A 15,833-nucleotide genomic window follows, 5' to 3' on the forward strand; every position below is an offset into this window, starting at 1 on the left:
ACATTGCGGTGCCGTTTGTCGGAATTTGCGGTCGCCTCGCCCATCAGGTCGAACTTTCCCGCGTCTTCGGTCACCTCATAGCGATCGACCTCGGTCTCGTCGGGATCGAAGTTCAGTTGCCGGCGTTTCGGTGAGTCTCTGCGGCGGGAAAGGCTGTCGATCTTCTCGTCCGGCCGCCACGCCCGGTTGTCAGTGCGCTCGAGCTCGGCCTGACGCTTCCGGCTCATGCGCAGATGGGATCCCATCACGCCGGGAATAAAGATGATCGGAATGACCCAGTCCGGAGGCACCGGCAAGCTGACGCGGCGCTTGTCGGTTGACGGTGTCAGGGCAACGGTGGCACCGGCGCGGCCGCCGATCTCTTCGCCGGTTTTCAGGTGGATGCGATCATTGGCCACTTGCTGCCTCCCCGATCTCGATCGTGACGTTTTCCGCGCCCTGGCTTTGCTGGAACGTGGTCAGCCCATCCATGTCGGTGACGCCCTCGATCACGCTGCCATCCGACTGCGTCAGGCGGAATCTCCGATTCCTGGCCGGTGAGCCGTCGGGCAGGTGCAAGTACACCTCCTGGTCGAAATCGCTGTGCGGCAATGCCAGCGAGCTTGGACTCATTCCATCCGGGCCATCGAGACAGAATCCGGCGGCGTGAATCTGCTTTGTCCCGCGCATGCCTTCCACAATCTGCGAAGGCGTCCAGCGCTGGTAGGTCTGCCCGACCTTGAGCACGATGCCCTGGTCGGCTTCAAGGACGATATCGCCGAGCGCCCGAAAGTGGATGTTGCGCCGAGCGGTGCCCTTGATGTCGCCGCCCTGCGCTTCCAGTGCAATGTGATCGGTCGCGGCCACCAGCCGAATCCCCAGGCTGTGCGCGAACAGCGCAATACGCCGGGCCGCGCTGGCGAAGAAGCCGCCGCTGCTGGCGAACGACGCATGCTTGCCGGTCGTGACGGCCAGATGCTCCCCGCTATGCAAGTGGGTGGACCGTGCAGCCGTCGCGGCCAGTGCTGCTGCGGACGCCATTACCAGATGGGGTTCGGTCAGTTCGCCGTTGACCTCGCCCGAGCCACAGATCTCTTCGTGTTGAGCCTTGAGGACCGTGGCGACGTCCTGCTGTTCGCTGTCCTGCGCCTGGTGGTGACGGGCGAGCTGTGCGGTGGTGTGATGGGCGTGCTGCGCGTGGTGCAGGCGGTCCAGCGTTTCGCCCATGTCCTTGTGATGCGCCCTGGCATCGGGCCGGGCCTCGGTGCTGACCAGCAGGCCGTTGGCGCCGCGTATGGCGCCGTGCCCATCGGTACGCAGCTCGAAGCCCTCGCCCCGATGGTCCTGCCGCCCCCGGTTGTCCTCGATACGGGTGAGGTAGCCCAGGCTGAGCTGGGACCGCTGATGATCGGAGGACAGCTGGGACTGGATCTCGCCCTTGGTATCGTCGAATACCAGATGGCCGCTGCCCGAGCCGTCCTGTTCCCGGCTACGAATGCCCGTCAATGCATGCTGGTCCGGCAACTGCCACGGCGGCATGTTCAGGCTGTTCGGCACCGCGCCCATGACAATAGGCTTGTCCGGATTGCCGCCATCCAGGAACATCACAAGCACTTCGCTGCCGATGCGGGGGATGCCGACCTGGCCATGCTGCGAGCCCGCCCATGGCGTTGCCACCCGGACCCAGCATGACATCCGGTTGAACCGGTCCCACGGAAACTGCACGCGTACACGCCCGAAGCGGTCTGGCCATACCGCATGGCCCTCCGGGCCGACCACTGTCGCGCTTTGCGGACCTGTCACCACGGGCCACGGCACGCTCAGGGCGGGACGGAACACCTCCTGTGCCGGATGGCATTCGAATGCCACCCTGCAGTGCCAACGCTGGCCTTCGCCGGCGGCTTCCGCCACGTCTTCCACCGTGAGGTGCGTGTCCAGCACCACATACTCCCGGTTGGCGGCCAGCTGTGGATGCCCGCTGACGTGCATGGTGTGCCCGGGCACGACAGCGCGCAGGTTGCCCTTGCCGAAGCAGCGAAGCCCCCGGGAACGAATCTCTTCCATGCGGATGCGGGCGATCATCTCGCCTTCATCCCAGGGGCGGTTGTCCGTCGCCGGCTGCGCGTGCTCGCCGGGAAATTCGTAGACCTCCTGGTGCAGCGCGCCGGTGTTCTGGCCGGTTTCGCGGGCATCGGCGCTGCTGGCGGTCAGGTTGCCGCGCGGCTGGGTGAAACTGTAGGCATTGGTCGTGTACCTGCCGGCGACCACGGCATCGACTACCGAAAAATCGTCCAGGTGTTCCTCGTCGATCCTGACGCCGGGCGGATGGACTGCAAGCACCTGATAGGCCTCGCTCGGCATCCTGGGATAGCCGCCGACATGGTCGACCAGGATGAGGCGGTGCTTTCCCTCCGAATGCGCGAAGAACCATGAGATGCCCCAGTGCTGCATGAGACGGGCGATGAAGGTGTAGTCGCTCTCGTCGCATTGGGTCCGGTAGGCCCGCGTTGGGTACTTCGCCACATCCAGCCTGCGCTCAACGGGAAAGGAGTAGGCGGACAGCACCTCCTCGATGATCTCGATGTCGGTGCGGTTCTCGAAGATCCGGCTGTTCCCGTTCAGCGTGGCAAGCCACAGCCACGGACGCAGGGTCAGGCCATAGACGAAGTGCCGCCCTTCGGCACGCAGGTAGCGGGCACGATCGACGATGCCGCTGATCTCGCGGGTGCCCTCGCCGATCCGGCCCGCCAGCCCGGTTCCCATGCCATCGAGCTGGATATGCACGGTCAACTCCCGACCGTTCATTTCGCGCAAATCGACATTGCCTTCCCGGCCGTGGAAGTTGAAGTCCTTATCGGAAGTCTTGAGCTCGATCTCGTACTCGAACAGGCCGCAGAGTCCTTCCTTGCCCTGCAGGCGTACGAAGGCAAACGGTGCCTGCCCGCGGCCATGCGGCAATGCCGGGCCGGAGACTGTGACGGTGCGGACGGAGATCGGCAGATGGTCGCGGACATTCATGCGGGCACTCCTGGAATGAAGACAACCACAGGGTGCCCGGATGCACGTCGAGCACGTTCTGCGGAGGGAGTCGATGCTATCCGCAAAACATGCCTGAAGAGGCCCGACTATCGCGACATTTGATGGTACCGATGCAAGTTCAGATTCTTCCCAGCGGACACGCAGACAAAGCGCAAATTGAATTCACACGGCGGACGCTGATATTTCTCCGCAGCCGCGGGGAAATGTAAGACGGCCCTAAGGCAACGTATCCTCCGGCAACACACTCAACCCCGACGCGCTGGTCGACATGGTCCGGCGCTGGCTCCTGAGCACCCCGTTCTCGTCGAACTCGAGCAGCACCGTCGACGAGCGGATGGAGCCGCCGGCGAACAGCGGTCCGATGAACGGGATAAAGCTCTCGGGATTCGGCCGGGAACTCGCGAAGGAATAGACCAGGATGGTCGAGCCGTTGCTGAGCGTCGTCTGCGAGGTGGGCTGGCCCAGTTGCGTGGTGACGTCGTCAAGCGTGGAGAAATCGAGCAGGAAATTCTCCAATTGCTCCTGCCGGACATTGACGCCCGTCGAAACGCAGGCAGCCAGCATCGCGCTGGCTGCAATCAGGGCGTGAACACGTTTCATGTCGTCACCGCCGTACCATGGTGCGTGGCGGGGAGCGTGTCCAGGGCCGTGCTGCCAGCGTAGCCCCGCATTGCGTCCGGCATGCCCTGCTTCAAGCATAGACGCTCCGGGCGGCGTCGGCTTGCGTCCGGTTGACCTGACAATGCAGGTGCCTCCGGCGCCATCCGGTTCCGCTTGCTGTCGTACACTAGGCACTGGCGCCGCACTGACGCTTGCGGTTCCATGTTCGTAGTGCCCGCCTTGACTCTGCTCAAGCCTTTACTCGCCGAGCGCTAGCAAACTGTCATCCATGACTTTTCCTACCTCGCCATCCGGCACGCCCCGCGCCGCCAATGCTGGCCAAGCCAGCGCCTCGTCCAGGTCCCATCGCCCGCTGCCCTTGCCGCGCGGCCGTCTTGCATGGGTCACCGGCATCGTCAGCTGGATCCTGCTGGTTGCCAGCACCCTGTTCTGGTGCCTGCTGCTATTCCCGCTGGCGCTGCTGAAGCTGGTGCTGCCGTTCGCCGCGGTCCGCCGGCGCATCGATCCGGTACTCAACGGTATTGCCACGGCGTGGATTTCCTGGAATACCGGCTGGTTCGCGCGCATCCAGCAGGCGCCGTGGGATATCCAGGGCAATACCGGGCTGCGCTACGCGGACTGGTACCTGGTCAACTGCAACCATCAGTCGTGGGCCGATATCTTTGTGCTGCAGCGCTCGCTGAACCGGCGCATCCCGCTGCTGAAATTCTTCCTGAAGCAGCAGCTGATCTATGTGCCGGTGATCGGGCTGGCGTGGTGGGCGCTGGACTTTCCGTTCATGAAGCGCCATGGCAAGGCGGAACTGCGCCGCAATCCGGCGCTGCGGCGCCAGGACCAGGAAACGGCGCGGCGCGCATGCGAGAAATTCTCGCTGGTGCCAACCAGCGTGATGGTGTTTGCCGAGGGCACGCGCTTCAGCGAGGCCAAGCGCGTCGCGCAGGCGTCGCCGTACCGTCACCTGCTCAAGCCCAAGGCGGGCGGGCTGGCGGTGGCGCTGAATGCAATGGGAACGCGCTTTCGCTCGATGATCGACGTGACCATCGCCTATCCAGACGGCGTGCCAAGCTTCTGGGACCTTGCTTGCGGCCGCGCCGGCATGGTGGTGGTGCGCATGCACCAGTTGCCGGTGCCACCGGCATTCTGCGAGGCCGACTACGCCACCGACAAGGCGTTCCGCACGGAATTCCACCACTGGCTGGCGCATCAGTGGCAGTCCAAGGACGACGAGATCGACGCCCTGACGGCCCGGCGCGCCGACTGACCGCGCGCATCGGCCGGCCGCCGCCCGGCTAGCCCGGCAACCGCTCCACCGCCCGCTTGCCCTGGCTGACCGCCGCCGTCACCGACGGGCTGCCGGCATTGTCGCTGTTGGCAATGCTGATGTTGCCGACCCCGGCCAGGTCCGGCCAGGCCGCGTCGGCAGCCACGTTCTCGCCTGCCACGCTGTCCGGCATATAGCTGTAGCCGTGCGCCCAGCGGTTCACCGTGATGCCGCGGATCAGCTTGCTGGCGCTGAAGCCGGCCTGCCCCAGCATCCGGTCCAGCTGCGCGCGGATGTCGCGCTCGAGCGCATCGAACGGGGTTCCCAAGAGGAAGGCGCGGCCAGCGCGGAAGCGGTCGCGCGCGCGCATGCCGCTGTCGGGCACGGTTGGCACATAAAGCATGTGCAGCACTGCCGGGTCGGACGGACGGGGGCCAGCGGGCGGCTCCAGCCACAGGTCGGTGTACGTCATGGCCGGCGCGTGGATGCGCCGCGCGCGCAGCGCGGCGAAGGCCTGCCAGTTGTCGAGCGCCACCTTGGTGTAGACCAGCGGGGCCTTGGCCTCGTCGCGCAGCACCGCCTTCTGTGCGGCCGGCAGCGACGGCAACAGATACGGGATCATCATGTTGTAGCCGGCCAGCACCACGTGGCGCGCTTCGACACGGTGCAGGTTGCCGCCCCAGCCGTAGGTCACGCGCGTGATGTTGCCATCGGGCTCGACCGCAATCGCGGTGCTGTTCAGCCGCAGCCGCACCGGCGCGCCGTCGCGGTCCAGCCGGTTGTAGTCGAAGGCGGCAGTGGCCACCTCTGCCGGCACGGCAATCGACGCCACGCCCGGAATCAGGCTATGCACCAGCAGCCGTGCCAGCGAGGCATTGCCATCCGGGAACCACAGGCGCGAGGCCGGCGACTTGCCCAGCCGGGGGTTCGGCGCCGGCGCGGGCATGTTGGCGCCGGCGGGCAGTCCGATGGCGATGGCATCGGCGACCGAGATGCCGTCGGCATCGAGCGCATAGGCATCGTTGCTGCGGCTGCGCAGGAAGCGCAGCGCCGGCAGGCCGAGGCCGGCCTTGTCGCGCAGGAAGGCGGCGTAGCGCATGGTGCGCAGCGCCGCGGCGCGTGCGGCGTTGTCGAGGCCGGGCAGGTAGTCGGTGGTGCCGGCCGCCAGGCGGGCCAGCGCGGCGCGATCCGCCGCGGGTAGCGGCGCCTGCTCGAGGAAGCGTTGCAAGGCAGCGGCATCGGGCCCCTGCGCGCGCAGGCCATTGCGCGCATCGGCCAGTTCGCCGAACGGATCGCCGCCGAGCCACTGGTCGCGGCCGAAATGCTCGGCATCGAAGAACACGGCGCGGCCCATGCCCAGCGCGGCATATGGGTCGGACGGCGGTGCAGCCGGCGGGCGCGCGGGATCGAGGCCGATGCCGGCCAGCAGCTCGCGCATGGCAGCGTCGCTGGCTGCGCCGGGCGGCATCTCGGCGCTGCCGCCATAGGTGACCAGCCGCTGGCCGCGGACGGTGAATTCGTTGCGCTTGGCATGGCCGCCGAAGTCGTCGTGATTGTCGAGGATCAGGATGCGCCGGGCGGCGCCGAAACGGCGCCGGTAGAACCATGCCGCCGCCAGTCCGCTCACCCCGCCGCCGACCACGACCAGGTCGAAGGCCTCGCGCGCCAGCACCACGGGATATTTGGCGCCCTCGCGCGCCAGGCCGTGGGCCAGCGTATACGTGCCGTCATGGTTGCCGCGCAGCCCGGTCAGGGCCGGCGGATAGCCGGCGCTTGCCGCCCCGCCCTGCTGCGCGTGCAGCCATTGCACCGGTGCCAGCCCGGCGGCAATGGTCAGCGCGGTGCCGTTGAGGAAGTCTCTGCGCGTGATCGTCATCGGATGCTCATCGGAAAGCGGTGCGTGCCGGAGCGCTTCGCCTCAGCGCTGTGCCGCCAGCGCCTTGCGCCGCGCGGCCACGTCGGCTTCGGTCACCGGACCGGCACGGTTGCCCCAGCCGCGCCGGATGAAAGTCAGCACGCTGGCCAGTTCCTGGTCATCCAGCGTCCAGCCATAGCCGGGCATGTGGTAGTCGGTGGCGGCGGTGCCGACACGCGCGGTCACGGCGCCATCGAGCAGCAGGTTGACCAGCGACGCCGGATCGGGATCGGCCACGGTCGGGTTGCCTGCCAGCGGCGGGAACACGCGCGCGAAGCCCTTGCCGTCGGCGCCATGGCACGGCATGCAGTACACCGCGTACTGGCGTGCGCCCGGCACGTCGAAGCGGCCCTGGTGCAGTTGCTGCGCGGTGGCGGGATCGGGGCGGAACGGCTTGTCCTCGCCGCGCGCGCCGGGCAGCGACTTGAGGTAGGCCGCCACGGCATCGAGGTCGCCCGGACTCATGTATTGCGTGGCGGTGGAGATCACGACGGACATGGGCCCGAACGAGGTTGCGTGCCCATTGCGCCCGGTGCGCAGGAACTCGGCAATGTCCGCGCGCGACCATGCCCCGAGGCCGGTGACCTGGTCGCCGGTCAGGTTGGTCGCGGACCAGCCTTCCACGCTGGCGCCCGACAGGAAATGCCGGCTGCGCTCGTCCAGTCCTTGCTCGGCGAACAACCGGCCGCGGGGCGTGTGGCAGGCTCCGCAGTGGGCCACGGCCTGCACCAGGTAGGCGCCGCGGTTCCACGGGTCGCCGCGCGCGGGCTCGGTGCGAACCGGGTCGTCGTCGAGAAACAGCAGGTTCCAGACCGACAGCAGCGAGCGCATGCCGTACGGAAAGCGCAGCTGCGGCGCCGGGTTGCGCTGCGCCACGGGCGCGACTTCCGCGCGCAGGTAGGCATACAGCGCGGCCACGTCGTCGGCACGCATGCGGGCGTAGGACGGGTACGGCATGGCCGGATACAGGCGCTTGCCGTCGCGCGCCACGCCCTGGCGCAGTGCGCGGTCGAACTCCGCCAGCGTATAAGCGCCGATGCCGGTGGCGGCGTCGGGGGTGATATTGGTCGAGTGAAGGGTGCCGACGGCGGTGCGGATCGGCAACCCGCCGGCAAATGGCTTGCCGCCCTCGCGGGTATGGCATGCGGCGCAGTTGGCGATGCGCGCCAGATAGCGGCCGCGTTCGACCTGCTGCGCCTCGGCGGCGCCCGCGGCCAGTGCCGGACGGGCCGGCCAGGCAACCAGCAGCGCCAGGGACAGCCACAGCCAGGGTAGCCAGGACAGCCACTGCGCGGGCAGCAAAGCGGCGGCGCAATGCCGCCCGGTCGGGCGAGACATGGGGTCGATCAGATTGTTGTTGTGATGAGAATGTAACGCGACGCCGCGGCTCAGGCTATCGTCATGGCCGGTATGGCGCTTGCCGCTGCCGATGCGCCCGACACGGCCCAGTTGGCGGCCAGCACCAGGCAGGCTACCAGTCCGGCGGCCACGGCCACGCCGGTCAGGATCAGCGGCACGGGACGCAGGTTTTCCAGGTCGCGCTGGTGTTCCTGGCCCTTGCGCAGGCCAAAGAAGCCCCACAGCACGGTCCGCAACAGCCTCAACGGGTTCATTGTCTCTCCTTGCACGAAAGCCTTTGGCGACGACAACCGATTATGGCCGCCAGCCGCCGGCCATAACAGCATCAGATACCCGGAAAATTTACGTATCAGTTGCCGGACCCGGGGCGATAATGGCACCCTACACCCCGCCCCGCCCCGCCCCGCCCCGCCCGACTGCGCCCCATGAAACGGTACGAAGCCCTCGCCGAAACCCTGGCCGCCGATATCCGCAACGGCAGCCTGCCGCCCGGCACCCGCCTGCCGTCGATCCGCAAGACCGTGGCGCAATACGGGGTCAGCCCGTCCACCGCGTTCCAGGCCTACTACCGGCTGGAAGAGCGCGGACTGGTGCGCGCGCGCGAGCGTTCCGGCTACTACGTGGCGGGGCCGGCCCGGCGCGACCTGCCGCAGCCGCAGGCGCGGCCGTCGCGGCAGGTGTCGACCCAGGTCGACATCTCCAAGCTGGTGTTCGCGGTGCTTGAAGGCGCGCGCGACCGCAAGCTGGTGCAGTTCGGCTCGGCCTTCCCCTCGCCTGAGCTGTTCCCGTGGGAGCGGCTGGGCAAGTCGCTGGCGCGGGCCGGCCGTGCGCTGGACCCGTGGCATTCGGTCAACGACCTGCCGCCCGGCAACGCGGCGCTGCGGCGGCAGATCGCGCTGCGCTACCTCGGCGCGGGCGCGCCGCAGCCGGCCGAAGACCTGGTCGTCACCAACGGCGCGCTGGAGGCGCTGAACCTGTGCCTGATGGCCGTGACCCAGCCGGGCGACGTGGTCGCGATCGAGTCTCCGGGCTTCTATGCCGCGCTGCAGGCGCTGGAACGGCTGCGACTCAAGGCGCTGGAGATCCCGGTCGATCCGGCGCAGGGCATCGACCTGGGCGCGCTCGACAACGCGCTGTCGCGTCACCCGGTCAAGGCCTGCTGGTTCATGACGCAGTTCCAGAATCCGCTCGGCGCCAGCATGTCGGAAGACAAGAAAAAGGCGCTGGTGGCCCTGCTCGCCCGTCACCAGGTGCCGCTGATCGAAGACGATGTCTATGGCGAGCTCTATTTCGGCAACCGCTGCCCGCTGCCGGCCAAGGCCTTCGATACGCAGGGGCTGGTGATGCATTGCAGTTCGTTCTCGAAGACGCTGTCGCCGGGCTTCCGCATCGGCTGGGTGGCGCCGGGCCGCTTCGGCGAGGCGATCCAGCGGCTCAAGCTGATGACCACGCTGTCGGCCGGCGTGCCCACCCAGGTAGCACTGGCCGAGTACCTGCAGCACGGCGGCTATGACAAGCACCTGCGCCGCCTGCGCCATGTGCTGGAGATGCAGCAGGGCCAGATGCTCGATGCCATCGGCCGGCATTTCCCGGAGGGCGTGCGCGTATCGCGGCCGGAGGGCGGGTACTTCCTGTGGGTCGAGTTCGCGCCCGGCTTCGATGCGCTGGCGCTGCACCATGCCGCGCTGGAGGCCGGCATCGGGCTGGCGCCGGGGCCGATCTTCTCGGCGCGGCAGGGCTACCGCAACTGCATCCGGCTCAACTACGGGCACTTGTGGAACGACGAGGCCGAGACGGCGGTCGCCACGCTCGGCCGGCTGATCGCGCAACAGGCGACCTGAGCGGCCTGAGCGGCCTGAGCGGTCTCAGCGGTCTCAGCGCGCGTCGCGATGGCGGCGCAGCGCCCATTCCAGCGTCTCGAACGCGGCCTGCACGGCGAGCGCCAGCACCGCGGCCGGGATCGCGCCGGCCAGCAGCAGCGTGGTGTCGTTGAGCGCCAGCCCGGTGGCAATGCGCTCGCCAAAGCCGCCGGCGCCGACGAAGGCCGCGATCGTGGCCGTGCCCACGCTGATGATGGCGGCGGTCTTGACGCCGGCCAGCAGCACCGGCAGAGCCAGCGGCAGTTCCACGTAGCGCAGTACCTGGCCGCCGCGCAGCCCGAGCGCGCGGGCCGCATCGCGCATGCCCGGCGGCACCTGCTCCAGTCCGGTGGCGGTGTTGCGCACGATCGGCAGCAGCGCATACAGGAACAGCGCCACCAGCGCCGGCCACACGCCGATGCGGCCCAGCAGCGGGATCAGCATCGCCAGCAAGGCCAGCGACGGCACGGTCTGCAGCACGCTGACGGCGCCCAGCACCACCTGGCCTGTGCGCCGGCGGCGCGCGGCCAGGATGCCCAGCGGCACGCCGGCCAGCGTTGCGGCGCCGACGGCGCCCGCCACCAGGCCAACATGGCGCCGTGCCAGCCGGTTGGTGTCGGGTCCAAGCAGCGCGCCGAGCAGGCCGCGATCGCTGGTGCCTGCCACCGAGGCCGCGGACGCCGCGGACGCCGGCACTGCGGCCGGTTCGGCGCCGGGGTTCGGGCCATGCGTCAGGAACTCTCGCGCGACGAGATCGAACGGCTTGCGGTCGATCTCCGCTGCGGCGTTCATCGCCACCATGTCGGCCGCGCTGATACGGCCCGACAAGCGCTGCAGCGCCTGCCACGCCTGCGGGAAGCGCTGCGGCACGTCCAGCCGGTACACCACCACGGCGTCATAGCGCGGGAAATAGCGGCGGTCGTCTTCGAGCACGCGCAGCCGGTACTTGAGGATCTTGGCGTCGGTCGAATAGATGTCGATCGCATCCACCTGCCCCGCTGCCAGCGCCTCATAGGCAACGCCGTGGTCCAGCCCGACCGGCTGCTGCGGCAGGCGATAGCGGCTGGCAAGACCGGGCCAGCCGTCCGCCCGGCCGAGGAATTCATGCGACAGGCCCAGCCGCAGCCGCGGCTGCGCGGCCAGGTCGCTGAGCCGGCGCAGGTGTGGCGGCCGGGTATCGGAGACGGCCAATGCGTAAGTGTTTTCGAAGCCGAGCGGCATCGCCGCCCCCAATCCCAGCGGGGCCAGTGCCCGCTGGATGGCGTCCAGGCCGGCGCCTGGCGGCAGCTTCAGGATCTCGGCGGCGAGCGTGCCGGTGTAGTCGGGATAAAGGTCGATGCTGCCGGCCTTGAGCGCCTCGAACACGATCGCGGTATTGCCCAGCCCTTGCTGGTGCTGCGCGGTGCCCGGCGGGCCGGCGGCCTGCGTCAGCAGTTCGCCAAGGATATAGGACTCGGTAAAGCGCTTGGAGCCGACGCGCAAGGGGTCGGCGGCCTGCGCGGGCGCCGCCCCGACGAGTGCTGTCGCGAGCACCCAGAGTGTCAAGCGCCACAACGTGGTCCTTTCATTGACCTGCCGATAGCCACCGAGCCAGGCAAACACGTCCGTCCTTTTTGGGGGGCCGGTGTGCTCCCGGCATCTCTACATCATAGCCGCGGCATAGCCTTATCCCGAAATAGTATTTGCCATCTGCATGATAAGCACGTCAGAATCCGTATTAAACATACATCGCCAACGCCAATGGAAATCCGGCAACTGGAAGCCTTCGCCGCCGTCGTGACCACCGGCAGCGTCACCGCCGCGGGCCGCCTGCTCGGCCGCTCGCAGCCGGCCATCACGCGCCTGATCCAGGAGCTGGAGGCCGAACTCGGCTTTGCGCTGTTCACCCGCAGCGGCCCGCGCGTCAGTCCGACGGAACAGGGCTTCCTGCTCTACGACGAGGTCGAGCAGACGCTGGCCGGCATGCAGCAGATCCGCAGCCGGGCCGCGGCGCTGGCACGCGGCGACGGCCGCCCGTTGCGCATCGCCGCCACGCCGGCACTGGCCGCCGGCCTGCTGCCGCCCGCGCTGGCGCTGGCGTTCGAGCGCGGCCAGTGCGCGCCGGAACGCGTGGCCGTGCAGGCCGTATCGCCGGAACAGGTGGTGCATGCCGTGCTGACCGGCGCCGCCGACATCGGGCTGAACAGCCTGCCGCTGGAACACCGCGGCGTAACCGTGCACTGGATCGGCCAGTCGGCTTGCGTGGCGGCGGTGCGCGGCGACGATCCGCTCGCGGCACAGGCAGCGATTTCACTGCAGGATTGCCGCGCGCGCCGCATCGTCACCATGCAGAACCCCTACCGGCTGCGCCGCCGCGTGGACCGGGCGCTGGCCAGTGCGGGCGTGCCGGCCGCCGGCGTGATTGACATCAACACCTCGATCAACGCGCTGACGCTGGTCCGCGCCGGGCTTGGCATTGCGCTGCTGGAGCCCGTGACCGCACGCGGGCTGCCGCTGACCGACATCGCGGTGCGCCCGATCGACGCGGATATCCCGTTCTACTTCGGCGTCATCACGCCGCAGGCGCGACCGGCCAGCACCGCCGTGCTGGCGCTGGTGCAGGCGGCGGCCGATGCCGCCGCCGCGCTGCTGCCGGATCTGCTGCTGCGCGATGCGGCCGAGCACGGCGCGCTGCTGCAATCGCTGTACGGCGACACCGGCGCCGGCACCGACTTGTTTTCACCGGACACCGATCTTCCCAGCCATGACTGACCCCACCACTACCACCCCCGCCGGCCTGCCCGCCCTCGAGGCACGTCTGCGCCAGGACCTGTCCTGGCTGGAACTGCCCGCAAAGCCGTGGACCATGCCGCGCACCCACGACGGCCGTGACGTGCTCGACGTCGCCGTGATCGGCGGCGGCATGGCCGGCCTGGCGGCCGGCGCCACGCTGGCGCACCTTGGCATCCGCGTGCGCGCCTTCGACCGCGCGCCGGCCGGCTTCGAGGGCCCATGGGCCACCACGGCGCGCATGGAAACGCTGCGTTCGCCCAAGCAGCTGACCGGCCCCGCGCTGGGGCTGCCGGCGCTGACCTTCCGCGCCTGGTTCGAGGCGCAGTTCGGTGAAGACGCATGGCAGGCGCTGGACAAGATCCCGCGGCTGCAATGGATGGACTACCTGCGCTGGTACCGGCAGGTGCTGGACCTCGATATCCGCAATGAGCACCGCGTCGAACAGATCGTGCCGCGCGCCGATGGCCTGGTGTCGCTGTCGATGCGGTCCCCCGAAGGCCCGCTGACCGTCCTCGCGCGCCGCGTGGTGCTGGCGACCGGCCGCGACGGCCTCGGCGGCGCCTACGTGCCTCCGCTGGCGGAGGCGCTGCCGCGCCACCTGTGGGCGCACTCGTCCGACGAGATGGACTACGCCACGCTGCGCGGCAAGCGCGTGGGCGTGGTTGGCGCCGGCGCGTCGGCAATGGACAGCGCCGCCACCGCGCTTGAAGCCGGCGCGGCCTCCGTCGAGATGCTGGTGCGGCGCCAGGACATCCCGCGTGTCAACAAGAGCAAGGGTGCCGGCAACCCGGGGCTGACCCACGGCCACTATGGCCTGCCGGATGCCTGGAAATGGCGGCTGCGAAACTACATCAACACCGAGCAGGTGCCGCCGCCGCGCGGCAGCACGCTGCGGGTTTCGCGCCATGCCAATGCGCATTTCAACCTGGGCGCGGCGCTGGAGTCGGTCGAAGTGCGTGGCGACGTGCTGCATGTCGCCACGCCGCAGGGCACCTTCGAGCTGGATTTCCTGATCTTCTCGACCGGCTTCCGCATCGACCTGGAAACCCGGGCGGAATTTGCCGCCTTTGCCCCGCATATCCGTTACTGGCGCGACCGCTACGTGCCGCCGGCAGGCCAGGAAGACCGCGAGCTGTCCGATTCGCCGGACCTGGGCGAATCGTTTGAATTCCAGGAAAAAAAACCGGGCGCGTGCCCGGGCCTGTCGCGCATCCACTGCTTTTGCTACCCGGCGGCGCTGTCGCACGGCACCATTTCCGGCGATATCCCGGCAATCAGCGACGGCGCGCGCCGGCTCGGCCAGGGCATCGCCGCGCTGCTGTACCGGGAAGACGTCGAACTGCACTACGCCGCGTTGCAGGCCTTTGCCGAGCCGGAAGTCTTCGGCGACGAATGGACCCCGGCGCTGCCGCCGGCTCTGCGCACCGCGCAGGCCTGACCGCAAATACTTGAACCGATACCCCCGAACCAACAGAGTCCGATGACCCAGACCTCCGCCCCCGCGATCGACCTGATCGACCAGCTCACCGGCCTGGCGCCCGGCAGCGCCACTTACGCGCTGCGCCATCAACGCGACAAGGTCGTGGCCGCCACCCAGGGCAGCCATGACGCCCTGTTCGACCCGGCCCTGCCCGGCCTTTCGCTCGAAGAACGCCTGCTTGTCGCGCTGTACGCGGCGCGCCTGACGCCCTCCGCGGCGCTGGCGGCGCACTACCGCGCGCGGCTGGAACAACTCGGCGCCGATGCCGCGCACGTGCGCGCCGCCGCCGAAGGCCAGCCTCAGGAGATCGCCGAGCCGCGCCTGCGCGCGATGCTCGCGTTCACCCGCACGCTGATCGAAAAACCCGTCGAAGGCGACAAGGCCGCGCTGCAGGCGCTGCCCGCAGCGGGCCTGAGCACGCCCGCCGTGGTCACGCTGGCGCAGCTGATTGCCTTCCTGTCGTACCAGGTTCGGCTGGTAGCCGGCCTGGACGCCTTGAAGGCATTGAACGACACTGCAGGAGCCCAGGCATGAGCGAGATCATCAAATCCCACGGCTTTACCAACGAAGTGCTGGACTGGAAGGCTTGGCTCGATATTGTCGAACTGGACCAGGCCACGCCCGAACAGGTTGCCGTGCTGGAAGAAAGCCATCCCAAGGCCAAGGTGCAGGACTACTACCGCTTCCTGGTGCACCAGCCCGAGATCCTGCGCCAGCGCTCCACCGCCTTCAACGCCATCATGTACGCACCCGGCGGCATGCCGCGCGCCGAGCGCGAGCTGGCGACCACGGTGGTGTCGCGCATCAATGGCTGCGTGTACTGCGCGTCGGTGCATGCGCAGCGCTTCGAGCAACTGGCCAAGCGCAATGACGTGATCCGGGAAGTGTTCGAGGACCCGCGCTCGGCGGGGACCACCGCGCGTGAGAAAGCGATCGCGCAGTTCTCAATCGAACTGACGGAGCGGCCGGCGGAGGTAACCGCGGCACTGCTCAAACCGCTGCGCGATGCGGGGGTGACGGATGCGGAGATCCTCGACCTGATCCACTCGGTCGCGATCTTTGCGTGGGCGAACCGGTTGATGCTGAATCTTGGCGAGCCGGTGTTTCCGGATCAGGCTGAGGGGTGAGGGTTGACTGAGGACCGGCCTCGATAGCCAGCAACATGCGCTGTCGCGGGACACGGTCTAGCTGTCACCGCCCCCGTAATGCACCGCCAACCAAACCGTCGGCTGCGTTTCGTCAGTCCATGCCACACGATGCCGGCAATGCGCCGGCAAGTGCAGCCAGTCGCCGGGCCGCATCACATGCTGAACTGCCTCACCTTCAATCTCCAGCGCAGCACTGCCGCTGACCAGCAGCACCCACTCGGCTTCCGCGCTGTCGTACCAGAACCCTGCCGGACTGGCCTGCCCGTTGGAGACGATCCGCTCGATCTTCAGGCCAGGCCGAGCCAGCAGCGGCTCGAACACTTCTTCCGCCAGGTTCACCGGCACAGCGGCCAGCAAGCTTCCATGCTCGAGCGCCATCATCGCCTCCGGAAGGTAACGT

General features: G+C 68.5%; 13 protein-coding genes and 1 pseudogene. 6 read left to right on the forward strand and 8 right to left on the reverse strand.

Features of this window, described 5'->3' with window-relative positions; all coding sequences use genetic code 11:
* From ACAD63_RS14240 to ACAD63_RS14250, 3 genes and pseudogenes are all read right to left on the reverse strand, one after another.
* Nucleotides 1–398 (reverse strand): annotated as a pseudogene (locus ACAD63_RS14240) (esterase/lipase family protein); the annotation flags it as partial.
* Entirely contained in the window at nucleotides 388–2,997 is a 2,610-nt protein-coding gene (locus tag ACAD63_RS14245; protein ID WP_434032877.1) for a type VI secretion system Vgr family protein, read from the reverse strand. The pseudogene ACAD63_RS14240 and the gene ACAD63_RS14245, both read right to left, overlap by 11 nt.
* A 237-nt stretch (nucleotides 2,998–3,234) precedes the next feature.
* Nucleotides 3,235–3,618 (reverse strand): hypothetical protein, encoded by a 384-nt coding sequence (locus tag ACAD63_RS14250; RefSeq protein ID WP_434032878.1) that lies wholly within the window; start codon nucleotides 3,616–3,618, stop codon nucleotides 3,235–3,237.
* A 379-nt stretch (nucleotides 3,619–3,997) separates the two neighbouring features.
* Between ACAD63_RS14250 and ACAD63_RS14255 the strand changes: the two genes are divergently transcribed.
* Nucleotides 3,998–4,900 carry an acyltransferase gene (locus ACAD63_RS14255; protein WP_135706253.1) on the forward strand — a complete coding sequence of 301 codons (903 nt, stop codon included), beginning with the start codon at nucleotides 3,998–4,000 and terminating at the stop codon, nucleotides 4,898–4,900.
* 28 nt (nucleotides 4,901–4,928) lie between these two features.
* Here ACAD63_RS14255 and ACAD63_RS14260 read toward each other — a convergent pair whose 3' ends face one another.
* From ACAD63_RS14260 to ACAD63_RS14270, 3 genes are read right to left on the reverse strand one after another with little or no spacing between them, the layout of a single operon-like run.
* Entirely contained in the window at nucleotides 4,929–6,776 is a 1,848-nt protein-coding gene (locus tag ACAD63_RS14260; RefSeq protein ID WP_434032879.1) for an NAD(P)-binding protein, read from the reverse strand.
* A gap of 42 nt (nucleotides 6,777–6,818) precedes the next feature.
* On the reverse strand, nucleotides 6,819–8,153 hold the full coding sequence (locus ACAD63_RS14265) for a cytochrome c (RefSeq protein WP_243737104.1): 1,335 nt from the start codon (nucleotides 8,151–8,153) through the stop codon (nucleotides 6,819–6,821).
* A gap of 50 nt (nucleotides 8,154–8,203) precedes the next feature.
* Nucleotides 8,204–8,428 carry a DUF2970 domain-containing protein gene (locus ACAD63_RS14270; protein ID WP_133098345.1) on the reverse strand — a complete coding sequence of 75 codons (225 nt, stop codon included), beginning with the start codon at nucleotides 8,426–8,428 and terminating at the stop codon, nucleotides 8,204–8,206.
* 171 nt (nucleotides 8,429–8,599) lie between these two features.
* Between ACAD63_RS14270 and ACAD63_RS14275 the strand changes: the two genes are divergently transcribed.
* Nucleotides 8,600–10,015 carry a PLP-dependent aminotransferase family protein gene (locus ACAD63_RS14275; RefSeq protein WP_135705081.1) on the forward strand — a complete coding sequence of 472 codons (1,416 nt, stop codon included), beginning with the start codon at nucleotides 8,600–8,602 and terminating at the stop codon, nucleotides 10,013–10,015.
* 33 nt (nucleotides 10,016–10,048) lie between these two features.
* Here ACAD63_RS14275 and ACAD63_RS14280 read toward each other — a convergent pair whose 3' ends face one another.
* Nucleotides 10,049–11,566, reverse strand: coding sequence for a glycine betaine ABC transporter substrate-binding protein (locus ACAD63_RS14280; RefSeq protein ID WP_434032880.1), 1,518 nt, complete (start codon nucleotides 11,564–11,566; stop codon nucleotides 10,049–10,051).
* Between the two features lie 207 nt (nucleotides 11,567–11,773).
* On the opposite strand from ACAD63_RS14280, the gene ACAD63_RS14285 reads away from it, so the two are divergent.
* Genes ACAD63_RS14285 through ACAD63_RS14300 form a run of 4 tightly spaced genes read left to right on the forward strand, consistent with a single transcriptional unit; the run spans nucleotide 11,774 to nucleotide 15,412 of the window.
* Complete coding sequence (locus ACAD63_RS14285) at nucleotides 11,774–12,784, forward strand: LysR family transcriptional regulator (protein WP_434032881.1); 1,011 nt, start codon at nucleotides 11,774–11,776, stop codon at nucleotides 12,782–12,784.
* Nucleotides 12,777–14,243 (forward strand): FAD-dependent oxidoreductase, encoded by a 1,467-nt coding sequence (locus ACAD63_RS14290; protein ID WP_434032882.1) that lies wholly within the window; start codon nucleotides 12,777–12,779, stop codon nucleotides 14,241–14,243. Before ACAD63_RS14285 ends, ACAD63_RS14290 begins: the two co-directional genes overlap by 8 nt.
* A gap of 42 nt (nucleotides 14,244–14,285) precedes the next feature.
* Complete coding sequence (locus ACAD63_RS14295) at nucleotides 14,286–14,819, forward strand: CMD domain protein (protein ID WP_434032883.1); 534 nt, start codon at nucleotides 14,286–14,288, stop codon at nucleotides 14,817–14,819.
* The gene (locus ACAD63_RS14300; RefSeq protein WP_133098340.1) at nucleotides 14,816–15,412 is read left to right on the forward strand and encodes a peroxidase-related enzyme; all 597 of its coding nucleotides are present in this window, start codon (nucleotides 14,816–14,818) and stop codon (nucleotides 15,410–15,412) included. Before ACAD63_RS14295 ends, ACAD63_RS14300 begins: the two co-directional genes overlap by 4 nt.
* Nucleotides 15,413–15,469: 57 nt before the next feature.
* Here ACAD63_RS14300 and ACAD63_RS14305 read toward each other — a convergent pair whose 3' ends face one another.
* A complete protein-coding gene (locus ACAD63_RS14305) occupies nucleotides 15,470–15,811 on the reverse strand; it encodes a cupin domain-containing protein (RefSeq protein WP_133098349.1) in 342 nt (113 codons plus the stop codon).
* Between the last annotated feature and the right edge of the window lie 22 nt (nucleotides 15,812–15,833).

The sequence above is a fragment of the Cupriavidus sp. a3 genome, assembly GCF_051015765.1.
In the GTDB taxonomy this organism is placed as follows: domain Bacteria; phylum Pseudomonadota; class Gammaproteobacteria; order Burkholderiales; family Burkholderiaceae; genus Cupriavidus; species Cupriavidus oxalaticus_A.